This window comes from Pseudomonas sp. Hz4, from assembly GCF_054898165.1.
In genome coordinates this window covers 2,347,552-2,362,730 of the sequence record NZ_CM142719.1, presented here as the reverse complement: position 1 = coordinate 2,362,730, position 15,179 = coordinate 2,347,552, and the positions used below count along the sequence as shown (strand labels likewise).

Here is a 15,179-nt window from a genome sequence, read left to right as displayed (position 1 = left end):
AGCGGCTGTGAGGTCAGCCATTAAAGCTGACCCAGCACCGGCGTACTCACGCGCACGTTCAGGTTCTGCCCACGGTGACGCAGCAGGTGATCCATCAGCACGATGGCCATCATCGCTTCGGCGATCGGCGTGGCACGGATGCCGACGCACGGGTCGTGACGACCCTTGGTGACGACCTCCACCGGGTTGCCATGGATGTCGATGGAACGGCCCGGCGTGGTGATGCTCGAGGTTGGCTTGAGTGCCAGGTGCGCGACGATCGGCTGACCCGACGAAATGCCGCCGAGAATCCCGCCGGCGTTGTTGCTGAGGAACCCTTGCGGGGTCATTTCATCGCGGTGTTCGGTGCCACGCTGGGCAACGCTGGCGAAACCGGCGCCGATTTCCACGCCTTTGACCGCATTGATGCTCATCAGCGCATGGGCCAGTTCGGCGTCCAGGCGGTCGAAGATCGGCTCGCCGAGGCCCGGCATCACGCCTTCAGCGACCACGGTGATCTTCGCGCCGACCGAATCCTGGTCGCGGCGCAACTGGTCCATATAGGCTTCCAGCTCCGGCACTTTGTCCGGATCAGGGCTGAAGAAGGCGTTCTCTTCCACCGAATCCCAGGTCTTGAACGGGATTTCGATCGGGCCGAGCTGGCTCATGTAGCCACGAACGACGATGCCCTGAGTGGCCAGGTATTTCTTCGCAATCGCACCAGCAGCCACGCGCATGGCCGTTTCACGGGCCGAACTGCGACCGCCGCCACGGTAATCACGTTCACCGTATTTGTGGTGGTAGGTGTAGTCGGCGTGCGCCGGGCGGAACAGGTCCTTGATCGCCGAGTAATCTTTGGACTTCTGGTCGGTGTTGCGGATCAACAAGCCGATGGAGCAACCCGTGGTGCGCCCTTCGAACACGCCAGAGAGGATTTCGACTTCGTCGGCTTCCTGGCGCTGGGTGGTGTGGCGGCTGGTACCGGGTTTGCGGCGATCCAGGTCACGCTGCAGATCCTCCAGAGAGATCTCCAGGCCCGGCGGGCAGCCGTCGACAATGGCGACCAACGCCGGACCATGGCTTTCGCCCGCGGTGGTGACAGTGAACAGCTTGCCGTAGGTATTGCCGGACATGCAGGACGCTCCGTGAAATCGAACCAAATACGTAATGCGCGCCAGTATACGCAGGCTACCCAAGTAGTTCATCCTCGAACCTTATGGGTGCCTGCGAGTCCAACCGGCATCTTGTTCATGATGGCGTGATGATGCTGCGAGTTATAGCCTTGAGCCTTACCCTGTTTACCGGTTTTGTACAGGCCACAGTCCTGCAACGTCCCATCACTTTGGACACGGGCAGCGGCGAGCTTTTCGGCTCGTTATTGCTACCCAAGTCCGGCACGCCGGTACCGGTTGTCCTGATCATTTCCGGCTCCGGTCCTACGGATCGTGACGGCAATAACCCTGACGGCGGACGCAACGACGGCCTCAAGCGTCTCGCTTGGGTACTGGCCAAACACAACATCGCCAGCGTGCGGTATGACAAACGCGGCGTGGCGGCGAGCCTTGCGGCGACCCCGGACGAACGCAATCTGACGGTTGAGGCCTATGTGGCCGACGCCGAGGCCTGGGGCCAGAAGCTCAAAACCGATCCGCGCTTTGGCCAACTGATCCTGCTGGGCCACAGCGAAGGTGCCTTGATCGCCAGCCTGGCGGCGCCGAGCCTTGATGCCGCCGCGGTCATCTCAATGTCCGGCAGCGCCCGGCCGATCGATCAGGTGCTGCGCCAACAATTGAGCAATCGCCTGCCGCCACCGCTGATGCTGCGCAGCAATGAACTGCTCGACAGCCTTAAGGCCGGCCATACCGACGACAACGTGCCGCCGCAGTTGCAGGTCATTTTCCGCCCGAGCGTGCAGCCGTATCTGATTTCACTGTTCCGCCAGGACCCGGCAGCGGCGTTCGCCAAGTTGAAGATGCCGGCGCTGATCATTCAGGGCAGCAACGACATCCAGGTCGGCGTCGGTGACGCCAAGCTGTTGAAAGCTGCCAAACCGGACGCCGAACTGGCGCTGATCGAAGGCATGAACCACGTGATGCGCATCGTGCCCAACGATGTAAAACGGCAAATGGCTTCTTATAAGGATCCTCAATTGCCTCTGGCGGCCGAACTCGGCGCGCGAATCCTCGGGTTTATTGACGGACTTCACGCCAGTTTGCCCTCCAGTCCTTAAAAAAACGGCCGATAAGCCTTTGTCGCCAGCGCTATGACTGGCGGCAAGCAGAGCTTGGACAGGATCTCGCCGTTATGACTGATACCCCGACTTCACCCGACACCACCGCTGAAAAAGAGGCACCGCCAGCGGTCGAGCTGCCATGGGCGGACGTCCACGTCGAGCACCAAAAGATGCTCCGTCTGGCGCCGTTGCAGACCGACCGCAACACCGGTGGACGGCCGCTGCGTTTTATTGAGTTCGGTTACGCCGAACGCAACAACAAGGAACGCAGCCTGATGCGCATGAGCATCAAGTTGCCCGGCCAGCGCGTGCGCAAGGAACAGAATCATCTGGACGTGTGGGTCGATCACACCACCAAGCGCGTGCACTTCGGGCCTGACAGCGGTTTGCAGATCGAGCCGATGAACCGTGGTATCGGCCGATTCATGGCCGCCCAGGGCATTACCTGGGCGAAAAAGCGCTGGCCCGGTTACACCGTCGACGGCACCGACTTGAACAACAAGGACGCGCTGAACGAAGACACTCGCCTGCGCCGCGATCACTTTTTGCGGGTGCACGGTTTCGATGTGGTCTATGCCGACCCGCAGCATTTGAAGGGCAGCGTCAAAGAGGTACAGGTCGGCGACCTGCTGGCTGACTGGAACACGGAAAAATTGCAGGTCGTGGAAATTCTTGAGGCGGCGCAGATGCTCCAGCAAGCCGAGCAAAATCTGGCCGAGCAGGAAGTCAAACTCAAGAAGCACGAAGAAAAGGTCAGTAAGTACAAGCGCGAAGACGCCGGGCTGCGCTTTACCATTACCTGTCTGGTGGCGTTTGCGGTGTTTCAGGCCGGGTTGCTGATCTGGATTGCGACACAACGTTAACGGCTTTTTGTGGCGAGGGGATTTATCCCCGTTGGGCTGCGAAGCGGCCCCAAAAAGAGGGACTGCTGCGCAGTCCAACGGGGATAAATCCCCTCGCCACAGAAGCCAGTTCAGTCAGACGCGGGAAGCGAACAGTGCCTGATGATCGCGGCACTGCTCCGCCGTCAGCATGAACACGCCATGCCCACCGCGCTCGAAATCGAGCCAGGCGAAGTCGACTTCCGGGTACAGCGCCTCAACGTGAACCTGGCTGTTGCCTACTTCGACAATCAGCAAGCCCTTCTCGGTCAGGTGATCCGCAGCTTCGGCGAGCATGCGACGCACCAGGTTCAAGCCATCATCACCGCAGGCCAGGCCCAGCTCCGGTTCGTGCTGGTATTCGTCCGGCATGTCGGCGAAATCTTCCGCATCAACGTAAGGCGGGTTCGACACGATCAGGTCAAAACGCTGCCCCGGCAAACCATCAAATCCATCGCCCTGCACCGTGTACACCCGCTCATCGACGCCATGGCGCTCGATGTTCTGGTTGGCCACTTCCAGTGCTTCGAACGACAGGTCGGCCAGCACCACTTCGGCGTTCTGGAACTCGTAGGCACAGGCGATACCGATGCAGCCGGAACCGGTGCACAGGTCGAGAATTCGCGCAGGTTCGGCGCCCAGCCACGGTTCGAAACGCTTTTCGATCAGTTCGCCAATCGGCGAACGCGGGATCAAGACGCGCTCATCGACGATGAACGACATGCCGCAGAACCACGCTTCCCCCAGCAGGTACGCGGTAGGAATGCGTTCTTCGATACGGCGTTTGAGCAGGCGTTGCAGGTTGACCAGCTCGTCTTCTTCCAGATTGCAGTCGAGGTAGCTGTCGGCGATTTCCCACGGCAAGTGCAAGGCACCCAACACCAACTGACGAGCTTCGTCCCAGGCATTGTCGGTCCCATGGCCGAAAAACAGATCCTCCCCATGGAAGCGGCTGACGGCCCAACGAATATGGTCACGCAGGGTACGAAGTCGGGAAGTGATCACGGGGGGCAAACTCCAAGAAAAACGACTGGCGATTCTACCAGCCAAAACGCGTCACGACGACGCGGGAAAACTACCGGGGCAAATGCAGGACTATTCTATTTTTTCAGCGGGTGATTGAACAAAACGCGCCTATTGACAAGGCTGCGAGCCAGAAAAGACGGCGCCTGCGATGGTAGCGATTCACAGAAGCGCTCAGCCAGAGGACAATGTCGCAAAAGCCCCATCCGAAGGAGCCCCAGAATGTCCGTTACACAAACGATGTTTCAACTCAGCGGCCGCGGTTATGCAGCAGCCAAACTGAGCCATGCGACCCTTGTCATTATCGATGCCCAGAAAGAATACCTCAGCGGCCCCCTGGCCCTGAGCGGCATGGATGCTGCCGTCGCGAACATCAAACAACTGGTGACCGCTGCCCGTGCAGCCGGTCGGCCGATTGTGCATGTCAGCCATCTCGGCACCGTCGGTGGACTGTTCGACCCGCGTGGCGAGCGCGGGCAGTTCATTCCTGGGTTGGAGCCGCTGCCCGGCGAAATCAAAATTGAAAAAATACTGCCGAGTGCGTTCCATGGCACGGATCTGAAAAAACGTTTGGAAGAACTAGGCTCGGTGGATCTGGTCGTTTGCGGCTTCATGAGCCACTCCAGCGTCAGCACCACCGTGCGTGCGGCAAAAAACCTGGGCTTTCGCTGCACGCTTGTAGAAGACGCCTGTGCCACCCGCGATTTGCCCTATAAGGGCGGAGTTCTCAGTGCCGAGCATGTTCATCAGACCGAAATGGCGATCATGGCAGACAATTTCGCGGTCGTTGCCCTGACTCAAGAGTTGATCTGATCGACCTACGGTGAGCGGTCCATGCCGCCGCTCATCCGCAAAAGCCTATCATTTGCTGTAAATGTCTTAGCCTCAGGAACATCCCGGTCAACTCCCGGTCGAAGGGCCGATACCCATTGAGGAAAGTCGGAATGAAGTTATCCGATGGTTTTGACGCACGCCGCCTGCGGCCTAAAGGCCAACGCAACTGGCGTTTTCGAATCGGCGCGGCATTTGCTGCCTTGCTGGCGATGTGCGGTGTGCTGCTGGCGATGGCAGGTATTGCCAGCCTGCTCGGCCACGCGCCTGCCTTGGGCGAGCTGAATGCCAGCCCCGCCGGGTCGGCAGTGATTCTGGCGATTGGCCTGTTCGTGCTGTACATCGGCGTGTGGCTATGGCGTCGCTGCCGTCGCCGCTCGCGGCAGTCGCGTGAGCTGAACATCTCCCCGCACCTGATGAAAAAACACGACTGAGCCGTGCGCTTCGCGTTTTCTCGCGCCCCGATTCGTCTCGAGTTGGGTAAACTGGCCGCCCTTCGCGGAGGCTGACATGCAAGACGACGATTTTTCCCTGTTCAAAAGCGCGATCCAAGGCGTCAAGCCGATCAAACACGATCGCGCCGAAACCGGCAAACCCAAAGCTGACCGCGCACAAATCGCCAAACTGCGCCAGGCCGCCACCGTGCGCACTGATGCCACCACCGTTGATGGGCTGTCCGATCAGTTCGTCATCGATGTAGGCCCCGAAGACGAGCTGATGTGGGCGCGTGACGGTGTTCAGGAAAGCCAGATGCGCAAGCTCAAGATCGGACAGATTCCGTTCGAAGGCAGCCTCGACCTCCATGGCATGAGCGTGGAAAAGGCCCGGGAAACCCTCTGGGCGTTTCTGGCCGAAGCGACCAAATTCGAAATCCGTTGCGTGCGCGTCACCCACGGCAAGGCCGTACGTCTGGACGGCAAGCGGCCGATGATCAAAAGCCACGTCAACACCTGGCTGCGCCAGCATTCGCAGGTGCTTGGCTTCACCTCGTGCCAAGCGAAACACGGCGGCGCCGGCGCGGTGTATGTGATGCTCAAACGCACCATGATGGAAGGCCGCGACGAGTAAAGCTGTCGCGCCACGCTTGCAGCGCCGTGTCCGCCACCGTACCCTTGACCTTTGCGTAAAATCCCACAGGTAGTTTCATGTCCCTGGAACAGAATTACACCGCGATTCTCGGCCAATTGGGCGAGGACGTCTCCCGCGAGGGCCTGCTCGACACACCAAAGCGTGCCGCCAAAGCCATGCAGTATCTCTGCCGCGGCTATGAGCAGACGCTTGAAGAAGTCACCAACGGTGCCTTGTTCAGCTCCGATAACAGCGAAATGGTGCTGGTGAAGGACATCGAGCTTTACTCGTTGTGCGAACACCACCTACTGCCGTTTATCGGCAAAGCCCACGTCGCTTACATTCCGAGCGGCAAAGTGTTGGGCCTGTCGAAAGTCGCGCGGATCGTCGATATGTACGCCCGTCGCCTGCAGATCCAGGAAAACCTCAGCCGCCAGATCGCCGATGCGGTCCAGCAAGTCACCGGCGCCCTGGGCGTTGCAGTGGTGATCGAGGCCAAGCACATGTGCATGATGATGCGCGGTGTGGAGAAACAGAATTCGTCAATGATTACCTCGGTGATGCTGGGTGAGTTCCGCGAAAATGCGGCCACCCGCAGCGAGTTTCTCAGCCTGATCAAGTAATTCACTGCACGAAGAAAACCGGCATTCATCGCCGGTTTTTTTTTCGACCGCGAAAATCAGGTAAGCTGCGCGCCTTCGTTTGCCCCTGTGAGGCTTATACCGTGTTCGTAAAAGCGCTTCGTGTCGGCCTTGGCCAACTGATCATCTTCATCGACTTCATCACCCGCCCCGGTAAAAAGCAGCGTCCTGCCGAGGTTCAGGCTCAGGTCAACACGGCTGCCAAGGGCCTGACCCTGTATCAGTTCCACGCTTGCCCGTTCTGCGTGAAAACCCGCCGCACCCTGCGCCGCTTGAACGTGCCGGTGGCGTTGCGCGATGCGAAGAACAACGAACTGGATCGCCAGACCCTGCTGGAACACGGCGGCAAGATCAAGGTTCCGTGCCTGCGCATCGAAGAGAATGGCCAGACCACCTGGATGTACGAGTCCAAGGTGATCATTGATTATCTGGACAAGCGGTTTGCCGCAGCCTGATGGTTTTGTGCTGGTGCTGATGGCCTCATCGCGAGCAAGCTCGCTCCCACCGTGGTTGTGTGGGGTGATGGAGCCTGGGATCAACACTGATCCCTGTGGGAGCGAGCTTGCTCGCGACGAGGCCGACCCTGCACTAAAAATCTCGGACAAAAATAAACCGGCCCTGCGTCGGTTTTTTTGTCTCTGCCCTCAGACCGCTTCCGCTGCCTGGGTCTGACGCTCCACCGCTGCCAGCCGTTTCAGCCCTTCGCTGGCGATGGACATGGCTTTGGGCAAAACCCAAAGGCCAGCCGAGTCACTCTCGTTCCCACGCTCCCGCGTGGGGACGTTCATCTACAGCCGATATATCCCGATCAACAAACTTTTCGTCTACAAAATCAAAAACATTATTTGCTTTATTTGTATACAAAAGCATAATCCACTTCGTACAAGTTCTTGACCAACCGGTCAACAAATTCGCAAGTGCCTCAAAGGGCCGCTGCCACCCTCATGGGTCCGGCCCTGGAAATAACAATAAAACTCTTGAGGAGTATTCGCTGTGGAAAGCCGCAAATCCGAAGCCCCGTCGCTGGAACTCTCGCCGCCGTTACGTAATGGCTGGCTGGAGCGCATCTTCAAACTCAGCTTGCATGGCACCACGGTGAAGACCGAGCTGATTGCCGGTCTGACAACCTTCATCACCATGGCTTACATCATCTTCGTCAACCCCAACATCATGGCCGACGCCGGGATTGATCACGGTGCCGCGTTTGTCGCCACCTGTATCGCCGCCGCGCTGGGTTGCCTGTTGATGGGCCTTTACGCCAACTGGCCAGTCGGCCTGGCGCCAGGCATGGGTTTGAACGCCTTCTTTACCTATACCGTGGTTGGCACCATGGGCTACAACTGGGAAACCGCCCTCGGCGCGGTGTTTATCTCGGGTGTGCTGTTCATGTTCCTGACTTTCTCGCGGATTCGCGAATGGCTGCTCAACAGCATCCCGGTCAGCTTGCGCTACGCCATGGGCGCCGGTGTGGGCTTGTTCCTCGGGCTGATCGGTTTGAAAACCGCTGGCATCGTCGTCGATAGCCCGGCCACCCTGATCAAACTCGGTTCCCTGCGCGAGCCTGGCCCACTGCTCGCCGCCATCTGCTTCCTGATGATCGCCGTGCTCAGTTACCACAAAGTGTTCGGTGCGATTCTCATCAGCATCATCACTGTGACCCTGGCCGGTTGGGGCCTGGGCCTGGTGCATTACGAAGGGATCATGTCGGCCCCGCCGAGCCTGGCTCCGACCTGGATGGCCATGGATGTCGCCGGGGTGTTCAACATCAGCATGATCAGCGTGGTGCTGGCCTTCCTCTTCGTGCACATGTTCGACACCGCCGGCACCTTGATGGGCGTCGCTCAGCGCGCTGGTTTGGTGAACGCCGACGGCAAGATCGAAAACCTTTCCCGTGCCCTGAAAGCCGACAGTGCTTCCAGCGTATTCGGTGCTGTGGTGGGTGTTCCGCCGGTTACCAGCTACGTGGAAAGTGCCGCAGGTGTTGCCGCGGGTGGTCGGACTGGTCTTACCGCTGTGACCGTAGGTGTGCTATTTATTGCCGCAATGTTTTTCGCTCCGCTGGCTGGCATGATCCCCGCTTACGCAACCGCCGGTGCGCTGATTTATGTGGCGATGCTGATGATGGGCGGCATGGCGCACATTGAATGGGACGAAGCGACCGACAGCATTCCGGCGATCGTCACTGCGATCATGATGCCCCTGACCTTCTCGGTCGCCGACGGCATTGCGCTGGGCTTTATCACTTACGTGGTACTGAAGGCCTGTACCGGTAAGCACAAGGAAGTTTCCATCAGTCTGTGGGTGCTCTGCGCGATCTTCATTGCCAAGTTCGTTTTCTTGTAAGCCGTCTACGTTTCAATAACAGTGTTTCAAAACAGCCTCACCCCGTCGGGTGGGGCTTTTGCACACATGGAGGAAAGTGATGAGTCTGGAAACCTGGCTGCTGTTCAGCGGCGCTGCGCTGGTGGTGATCCTGATCCCCGGGCCACTGTCTTTGCTGATGATCAGCAACAGCCTGAATTACGGTTTGCGCCGGTCGTACCCGGCGTTTCTGGGAGGCGTGATTGCGTCGATCTGTTTGCTCAGTGCTTCCGCGTTGGGTTTGGGCGCCTTGCTGCTGGCGTCGGAACAGCTGTTCGGCGCGCTGAAAATCGTCGGTGCGCTGTACCTGTTCTACCTGGCCTGGCAGAGCTGGCAGCAATCGCGTCAGCCCTCACACGGCGCTGAAGTGCCCCAGGCTGCACCGGTTCCACGCTTTCGTGCACTGTTCGGTCGCGCGTTTGTGCTGGGCGCAAGCAACCCGAAAGACATTCTGTTTTTTGCTGCTTTCCTGCCACAGTTCCTCAGCGCCGAGCAACCGTTCCTGCCGCAGTTACTGGTGATGATAGTGACGTGGACCGTGCTGGATCTGTTGTGCAAATTGGCTTATGGGCTGGGTGCCCACGGGGCGGCGCGGTATTTGCGCAGTGGCAAGGGACAGAACTGGTTTAACCGGATCAGTGCGGGGTTGTTCAGTGGTGCGGGCGCGGCATCCTTGTTGAGCCGCTGAAGAGCAAAAGCATCGCGGGCAAGCCCGCGATGGCGCCTGACCCCGCACCTATTTTCTCAAGGACGAAAAAAAGCCCGCAGTGTGAGCGGGCGAAAGACCAAAGAAGCTATATGCGCAGGATTTTTTGGGGGGAAAGTCCTAGCTTCCTCTGTAGGTCGAATAGCTGTATGGCGAAATCAGCAATGGCACATGGTAGTGATCCTGTTCCGCAGAGATGCCGAAACGCAGCACCACTACATCCAGGAACGCAGGTTCCGGCAGCTGAACGCCACGGGCGCGGTAGTAATCGCCCGCATGAAACTGAACCTGATAGACCCCGGAGCGATAGTCATCGCCTTGCAGCAGCGGTGCATCGACACGGCCATCGCTGTTGGTCATCGCAGTGGCGACCAGTTCCAGCTGCGACCCTTCAACGCGGTACAACTCGACCTTGATCGAGCTGCCCGGGCAACCGTGTGCAGCGTCCAAAACGTGTGTAGTCAAACGTCCCATTGATTCTGCGCGCCTGCCCGCCGGAGCAGTCAGACCTCGCACCTCCCGAAGTCAGTTGAAAAGGAGACCGCACCGATTCGGAACACGAAAAGCTGCGGCGAGCGACTGATTAAGACACTTTTCAACAAAATTGTACACAATAAAAATCACATTCTAACGGCGATGTACGCTACTCATGGATTCGTACCGAATCTGGCGTCGAACCATAAGACCAAAGGACCTTCCATCTATTAGCTGACCAATCAGGCAGGTTTCTTGCAATAACATGTAAAGATGACAGTCAGTGAAAAATGCAAAAAATCAGGCTTACAAAGTGGATGTAAAGTTGTATACAATCAGCCCATCGCTGTGACGCCAGCCTGTCATCAAATTGCCAGGCCGCCACACAACCCTGACCTTGAACAAGTCGAACGAATAAGAAGGAAGACTGCAGTGAGCGCTGACTACCCACGCGACCTGATCGGTTACGGCAGTAACCCTCCTCACCCACACTGGCCGGGCAATGCTCGCATCGCCTTGTCCTTCGTGCTCAATTACGAGGAAGGTGGCGAGCGCAATATCCTGCACGGCGATAAAGAATCCGAAGCCTTCCTCTCCGAGATGGTCTCGGCGCAGCCGCTGCAAGGCGCGCGCAACATGAGCATGGAGTCCCTTTACGAGTATGGCAGCCGTGTCGGCGTCTGGCGGATTCTGAATTTGTTCAAGGAATTCGACATCCCGCTGACCATCTTCGCCGTGGCCATGGCCGCCCAGCGCCACCCGGACGTGATCCGCGCGATGGTCGATGCCGGCCACGAGATTTGCAGCCACGGTTATCGCTGGATCGACTACCAGTACATGGACGAAGCGCAGGAACGCGAGCACATGCTCGAAGCGATCCGCATCCTCACCGAAATCACCGGTGAACGTCCGCTGGGCTGGTACACCGGCCGCACTGGCCCGAACACCCGCCGTCTGGTGATGGAAGAAGGCGGTTTCCTCTACGACTGCGACACCTACGACGACGACCTGCCCTATTGGGAACCGAACAACCCGACCGGCAAACCGCACTTGGTGATCCCGTACACTCTGGACACCAACGATATGCGCTTCACCCAGGTCCAGGGCTTCAACAAGGGCGACGATTTCTTCGAATATCTCAAAGACGCGTTCGACGTGCTGTATGCCGAAGGCGCCGAAGCACCGAAGATGCTCTCGATCGGCCTGCACTGCCGTCTGATCGGCCGTCCGGCGCGTCTGGCCTCGCTCAAACGCTTTATCGAATACGCTAAGAGTCATGAACAGGTGTGGTTCAGCCGTCGCGTCGACATCGCTCGCCACTGGCACCAAACCCACCCGTACCAAGGGGCCGCAAAATGAGCACCTTTCAAACCCTCAAGCCATCGACCCTGAGCCGCGACGCTTTCGTCAACGCCTTCGCCGACATCTACGAACATTCGCCATGGGTGGCCGAAAAGGCCTTCGACCTGGGTCAGGACGCGTCGATCGACCAGATCGAAACCCTGCACCAGCGCATGAGCGACATCCTGTTGAGCGCCGATCACGTCAGCCAGCTGGCATTGATCAACGCTCACCCGGACCTGGCCGGCAAAGCCGCCGTTCAGGGCCAGCTTACCGCAGCCAGCACTCAAGAACAGTCTGGCGCGGGTATTCACCAATGCACGGCCGAAGAGTTTTCTCGCTTCACCGAGCTGAACGACGCCTACAAAGCCAAGTTCAAGTTTCCCTTCATCATGGCGGTAAAAGGCAGCGACCGGCATCAGATCCTCGCGGCGTTCGAAACGCGCATTCACAACTCGGCGGATACCGAATTCAAATGCGCGCTGGCGCAGATCAACAAGATTGCGTTGTTCCGATTACTGACCCTATAGCGACCTTGGCCCGAACAAGTTTTCCGAACGCAGAACGAGCCCAGGGCCCTGAGAGCATCCCAAGCCAACTTATTAAAGGCAGACAAGAAGAATGAAAGCTTACGCCGTACCTTTCGAGAAGTTCGTCAACCTGGCCGACGCCCGTCTGGGCACCAAAATCATCTCGGTCACCGATGACTGGTTCGCTGATGCCGACCGCCTGTTTCAACCGACCCCGGCTGTGTGGAAGGAGGGCGTGTTCGATGACAACGGCAAGTGGATGGACGGCTGGGAGTCGCGCCGCAAGCGCTTCGAAGGCTACGACAGCGCGGTAATCCGCCTGGGCGTTCCAGGCTCGATCAAAGGCGTGGACATCGACACTTCATTCTTCACCGGCAACTTCCCGCCGTCGGCCTCCCTGGAAGCGTGCTTCCTGGCCTCGGGCGAGCCGGACGAAAGCACCCAGTGGACTGAAGTGCTGTCGGCCGTCGAGCTGCAAGGCAACAGCCACCACTTCCACGAAATCAACAACGACCAGGCGTTCAGTCACCTGCGCTTCAACATCTACCCGGATGGTGGCGTGGCCCGCCTGCGTGTTTACGGTATTCCGTTCCGCGACTGGTCCGCTGTGGGCGACAACGAGCAGGTTGACCTGGCTGCAGCGCTGAACGGCGGCCGCGCCCTCGCCTGCTCCGACGAACACTTCGGTCGCATGAGCAACATCCTCAACCCGGGCCGTGGCATCAACATGGGCGACGGCTGGGAAACCGCACGTCGTCGTACCCCTGGCAATGACTGGGTCATCGTCGCGCTGGGTCATCCGGGCGAGATCGAGAAAATCGTCGTCGACACCCTGCACTTCAAGGGCAACTACCCGGACACGTGCTCGATCCAGGGTGCGTTCGTCAAGGGCGGCACTGACAGCCAGATCGAAACCCAATCGCTGTTCTGGCGCGAATTGCTGCCAGCGCAGAAACTGGAAATGCACGCCGAACACACTTTCGCCGAGCAGATCAAGGCTCTGGGGCCGATCACCCACATCCGCCTGAACGTGTTCCCGGATGGTGGTGTGAGCCGCCTGCGGGTTTTGGGCAAGGTCGCGAAGTAACATCCGATCGTTCCCACGCTCTGCGTGGGAATGCATCACCGGACGCTCTGCGTCCGCATTGGATGTGACGCGGAGCGTCACGGGCTGCATTCCCACGCGGAGCGTGGGAACGATCAAACTCAACGAAAAGAAGACCAGCATGCGCACATTGACGATTGAACCGCTGACCAAAGAAGCCTTCGCCCCTTTCGGTGACGTGATCGAAACCGACGGTAGCGATCACTTCATGATCAACAACGGTTCGACCATGCGCTTTCACAAACTGGCGACGGTTGAAACCGCCACGCCAGAGGACAACGCGATCATCAGCATCTTCCGCGCCGACGCGCAGGACATGCCGCTGACCGTCTGCATGCTGGAGCGTCACCCGCTGGGCAGCCAGGCTTTCATCCCGCTGCTCGGCAACCCCTTTCTGATCGTGGTCGCGCCACTTGGCGATGAACCTGTATCAGGCTTGGTCCGCGCCTTCGTCACCAACGGCAGGCAGGGCATTAATTACCATCGCGGCGTTTGGCACCATCCGGTGCTGACGATCGAAAAGCGGGATGACTTCCTGGTGGTTGATCGCAGTGGCACAGGCAACAACTGCGATGAGCATTTTTTCAAAGAGGATGAGCGTTTGATCCTTGCCCCCCACCAATAAGAGAAGGTCTGATCACTCGACGACAGAGTGAAAGGCGAGAGGTAAAGACTGTGGAAGCACATCTGTTCGAATGGCTGAACCTGAGCATACGCTGGGTTCACATGATTACTGGCGTGGCCTGGATCGGCGCGTCGTTCTATTTCGTCTGGCTGGAAAACAACCTCAATCGGGTCAACCCGAAAAGTGGCTTGGCGGGCGATTTGTGGGCGATCCACGGCGGCGGTATCTATCACCTGGAAAAATACAAACTGGCCCCACCGACCATGCCGGACAACCTGCACTGGTTCAAATGGGAAGCCTATTTCACCTGGCTGTCGGGGATCGCGCTGCTGTGCGTGGTGTTCTACTCCAACCCGACGCTCTACCTGCTGGCACCGGGCAGCAGCCTGACCGGCCCTGAAGGTGTTGCCCTGGGCATTGCCTCGTTGTTCGTCGGCTGGTTCGTCTACTCCTTCCTTTGCGACTCGGCCCTGGGCAAACGCCCTGCCCTGCTCGGCTTCATCCTGTTCGTGCTGATCATTGGCGCCGCTTACGGTTTCAGTAAAGTGTTCAGCGGTCGTGGTGCGTACCTGCACGTCGGCGCGATCATCGGCACCATCATGGTCGGCAACGTATTCCGCATCATCATGCCGGCGCAACGCGCACTGGTGGCGGCGATTGCCGAGAACCGCACGCCGGATCCGGCGCTGCCGGCCAAAGGCTTGCTGCGTTCGCGTCACAACAACTACTTCACCTTGCCGGTGCTGTTCATCATGATCAGCAACCACTTCCCGAGCACTTACGGCAGCCAATACAACTGGCTGATCCTGGCCGGGATCGCGGTATTGGCGGTGTTGGTGCGTCATTACTTCAACACCCGTCATGACAGCCACAAGTTCGCCTGGACCATGCCCGTCGCAGCAGTGGGCATGATCTGCCTGGCGTACGTGACTGGCCCGGCGCAGATGTCCAGTGCACCTGAAGTAGCCAAGGCACCTGGCACCATCGAGTACCAGCCGCTGCCGGAAACCGCCCTCGGTGGAGGTGCCAAACCTGCCGCCGCGAAGCCTGCTGAAGCGCCGGTTCAGGCTGCGAACGCCGGACCGAGTTACGACAAGGTGCACGACGTGATTCAGGAACGTTGCACGGTCTGCCATTCGGCCAAACCGACCAGTCCGTTGTTCAGTGCCGCACCGGGTGGCGTGATGTTCGACACCCCCGAGCAGATCCGTCAGAACGCCGCGCGCATCCAGGCTCAAGCCGTCACCAGCCAGATCATGCCACTGGGCAACATCACGCAGATGACCCAGCAGGAACGTGACCTGATCGGCGCGTGGATTGTGCAGGGAGCTCCGACCAATTAAGCGTTGAAAAGCTTCGCGAGCAAGCTTTGCTCCTACAG

Annotated in this window: 18 protein-coding genes; 14 read left to right on the top strand and 4 right to left on the bottom strand. The window is 58.9% G+C overall.

The annotated features are described in order from the left end of the window. Positions 1 to 20: 20 nt before the first annotated feature. Positions 21 to 1,112: a chorismate synthase gene (gene aroC, locus ACYZTR_RS10700; RefSeq protein ID WP_461978658.1), complete on the bottom strand. Its 1,092-nt coding sequence runs from the start codon at positions 1,110 to 1,112 to the stop codon at positions 21 to 23. Positions 1,113 to 1,195: 83 nt separating this feature from the next. Here aroC and ACYZTR_RS10695 point away from each other — a divergent pair, with 83 nt between their 5' ends. Continuing rightward, positions 1,196 to 2,209, top strand: coding sequence for an alpha/beta hydrolase (locus ACYZTR_RS10695; RefSeq protein WP_461978656.1), 1,014 nt, complete (start codon positions 1,196 to 1,198; stop codon positions 2,207 to 2,209). Positions 2,210 to 2,283: 74 nt separating this feature from the next. Continuing rightward, entirely contained in the window at positions 2,284 to 3,075 is a 792-nt protein-coding gene (locus tag ACYZTR_RS10690) for a hypothetical protein (protein ID WP_461978654.1), read from the top strand. A 114-nt stretch (positions 3,076 to 3,189) separates the two neighbouring features. On the opposite strand, the gene prmB is transcribed toward ACYZTR_RS10690, so the two are convergent. Next, positions 3,190 to 4,098 (bottom strand): 50S ribosomal protein L3 N(5)-glutamine methyltransferase, encoded by a 909-nt coding sequence (gene prmB / locus ACYZTR_RS10685; RefSeq protein WP_461978652.1) that lies wholly within the window; start codon positions 4,096 to 4,098, stop codon positions 3,190 to 3,192. A gap of 240 nt (positions 4,099 to 4,338) precedes the next feature. Here prmB and ACYZTR_RS10680 point away from each other — a divergent pair, with 240 nt between their 5' ends. From ACYZTR_RS10680 to ACYZTR_RS10660, 5 genes are all read left to right on the top strand, one after another. Further along, positions 4,339 to 4,929, top strand: coding sequence for a cysteine hydrolase family protein (locus tag ACYZTR_RS10680; RefSeq protein ID WP_449645455.1), 591 nt, complete (start codon positions 4,339 to 4,341; stop codon positions 4,927 to 4,929). Between the two features lie 131 nt (positions 4,930 to 5,060). Beyond that, positions 5,061 to 5,381, top strand: a complete 321-nt coding sequence (locus ACYZTR_RS10675) for a hypothetical protein (protein WP_461970075.1) — start codon at positions 5,061 to 5,063, stop codon at positions 5,379 to 5,381. Positions 5,382 to 5,457: 76 nt separating this feature from the next. Continuing rightward, positions 5,458 to 6,015 (top strand): Smr/MutS family protein, encoded by a 558-nt coding sequence (locus ACYZTR_RS10670; RefSeq protein ID WP_008146127.1) that lies wholly within the window; start codon positions 5,458 to 5,460, stop codon positions 6,013 to 6,015. Between the two features lie 77 nt (positions 6,016 to 6,092). After that, positions 6,093 to 6,638 carry a GTP cyclohydrolase I FolE gene (gene folE / locus ACYZTR_RS10665; protein ID WP_003204506.1) on the top strand — a complete coding sequence of 182 codons (546 nt, stop codon included), beginning with the start codon at positions 6,093 to 6,095 and terminating at the stop codon, positions 6,636 to 6,638. Between the two features lie 101 nt (positions 6,639 to 6,739). Further along, positions 6,740 to 7,111: a glutathione S-transferase N-terminal domain-containing protein gene (locus ACYZTR_RS10660; protein ID WP_461978649.1), complete on the top strand. Its 372-nt coding sequence runs from the start codon at positions 6,740 to 6,742 to the stop codon at positions 7,109 to 7,111. A gap of 189 nt (positions 7,112 to 7,300) precedes the next feature. Here the strand turns inward: ACYZTR_RS10660 and ACYZTR_RS10655 are convergent, their stop codons facing one another. Beyond that, complete coding sequence (locus ACYZTR_RS10655) at positions 7,301 to 7,444, bottom strand: hypothetical protein (RefSeq protein WP_461978647.1); 144 nt, start codon at positions 7,442 to 7,444, stop codon at positions 7,301 to 7,303. 205 nt (positions 7,445 to 7,649) lie between these two features. On the opposite strand from ACYZTR_RS10655, the gene ACYZTR_RS10650 reads away from it, so the two are divergent. Together ACYZTR_RS10650 and ACYZTR_RS10645 are read left to right on the top strand one after the other, a co-directional pair. Next, entirely contained in the window at positions 7,650 to 8,999 is a 1,350-nt protein-coding gene (locus ACYZTR_RS10650) for an NCS2 family permease (RefSeq protein ID WP_461978645.1), read from the top strand. A gap of 79 nt (positions 9,000 to 9,078) precedes the next feature. Beyond that, complete coding sequence (locus ACYZTR_RS10645; protein WP_461978643.1) at positions 9,079 to 9,705, top strand: LysE family translocator; 627 nt, start codon at positions 9,079 to 9,081, stop codon at positions 9,703 to 9,705. A gap of 138 nt (positions 9,706 to 9,843) precedes the next feature. On the opposite strand, the gene uraH is transcribed toward ACYZTR_RS10645, so the two are convergent. Then, positions 9,844 to 10,197, bottom strand: coding sequence for a hydroxyisourate hydrolase (uraH, locus tag ACYZTR_RS10640; protein ID WP_282480738.1), 354 nt, complete (start codon positions 10,195 to 10,197; stop codon positions 9,844 to 9,846). Between the two features lie 432 nt (positions 10,198 to 10,629). On the opposite strand from uraH, the gene puuE reads away from it, so the two are divergent. The 5 genes from puuE (at position 10,630) to ACYZTR_RS10615 (ending at position 15,141) form a co-directional block, all read left to right on the top strand. Continuing rightward, positions 10,630 to 11,556 (top strand): allantoinase PuuE, encoded by a 927-nt coding sequence (gene puuE, locus ACYZTR_RS10635; protein WP_461978641.1) that lies wholly within the window; start codon positions 10,630 to 10,632, stop codon positions 11,554 to 11,556. Next, positions 11,553 to 12,068: a 2-oxo-4-hydroxy-4-carboxy-5-ureidoimidazoline decarboxylase gene (gene uraD / locus ACYZTR_RS10630; protein WP_461978640.1), complete on the top strand. Its 516-nt coding sequence runs from the start codon at positions 11,553 to 11,555 to the stop codon at positions 12,066 to 12,068. The genes puuE and uraD overlap by 4 nt, the downstream gene beginning before the upstream one ends. A 91-nt stretch (positions 12,069 to 12,159) precedes the next feature. Continuing rightward, positions 12,160 to 13,155 (top strand): allantoicase, encoded by a 996-nt coding sequence (gene alc / locus ACYZTR_RS10625; protein WP_461978638.1) that lies wholly within the window; start codon positions 12,160 to 12,162, stop codon positions 13,153 to 13,155. Positions 13,156 to 13,294: 139 nt separating this feature from the next. Then, positions 13,295 to 13,798 (top strand): ureidoglycolate lyase, encoded by a 504-nt coding sequence (locus tag ACYZTR_RS10620; protein ID WP_008005655.1) that lies wholly within the window; start codon positions 13,295 to 13,297, stop codon positions 13,796 to 13,798. Between the two features lie 50 nt (positions 13,799 to 13,848). Beyond that, positions 13,849 to 15,141, top strand: a complete 1,293-nt coding sequence (locus ACYZTR_RS10615) for a urate hydroxylase PuuD (protein ID WP_461978636.1) — start codon at positions 13,849 to 13,851, stop codon at positions 15,139 to 15,141. Positions 15,142 to 15,179: the final 38 nt, after the last annotated feature.

What these genes read in the sequence shown, in the direction of transcription:
- aroC (WP_461978658.1), bottom strand. Translation starts at nt 1,112, where the DNA reads ATGTCCGGCAATACCTACGGCAAGCTGTTCACTGTCACCACCGCGGGC.
- ACYZTR_RS10695 (WP_461978656.1), top strand. Translation starts at nt 1,196, where the DNA reads ATGGGTGCCTGCGAGTCCAACCGGCATCTTGTTCATGATGGCGTGATG.
- ACYZTR_RS10690 (WP_461978654.1), top strand. Translation starts at nt 2,284, where the DNA reads ATGACTGATACCCCGACTTCACCCGACACCACCGCTGAAAAAGAGGCA.
- ACYZTR_RS10680 (WP_449645455.1), top strand. Translation starts at nt 4,339, where the DNA reads ATGTCCGTTACACAAACGATGTTTCAACTCAGCGGCCGCGGTTATGCA.
- ACYZTR_RS10675 (WP_461970075.1), top strand. Translation starts at nt 5,061, where the DNA reads ATGAAGTTATCCGATGGTTTTGACGCACGCCGCCTGCGGCCTAAAGGC.
- ACYZTR_RS10670 (WP_008146127.1), top strand. Translation starts at nt 5,458, where the DNA reads ATGCAAGACGACGATTTTTCCCTGTTCAAAAGCGCGATCCAAGGCGTC.
- folE (WP_003204506.1), top strand. Translation starts at nt 6,093, where the DNA reads ATGTCCCTGGAACAGAATTACACCGCGATTCTCGGCCAATTGGGCGAG.
- ACYZTR_RS10655 (WP_461978647.1), bottom strand. Translation starts at nt 7,444, where the DNA reads ATGAACGTCCCCACGCGGGAGCGTGGGAACGAGAGTGACTCGGCTGGC.
- ACYZTR_RS10645 (WP_461978643.1), top strand. Translation starts at nt 9,079, where the DNA reads ATGAGTCTGGAAACCTGGCTGCTGTTCAGCGGCGCTGCGCTGGTGGTG.
- uraH (WP_282480738.1), bottom strand. Translation starts at nt 10,197, where the DNA reads ATGGGACGTTTGACTACACACGTTTTGGACGCTGCACACGGTTGCCCG.
- uraD (WP_461978640.1), top strand. Translation starts at nt 11,553, where the DNA reads ATGAGCACCTTTCAAACCCTCAAGCCATCGACCCTGAGCCGCGACGCT.
- alc (WP_461978638.1), top strand. Translation starts at nt 12,160, where the DNA reads ATGAAAGCTTACGCCGTACCTTTCGAGAAGTTCGTCAACCTGGCCGAC.
- ACYZTR_RS10620 (WP_008005655.1), top strand. Translation starts at nt 13,295, where the DNA reads ATGCGCACATTGACGATTGAACCGCTGACCAAAGAAGCCTTCGCCCCT.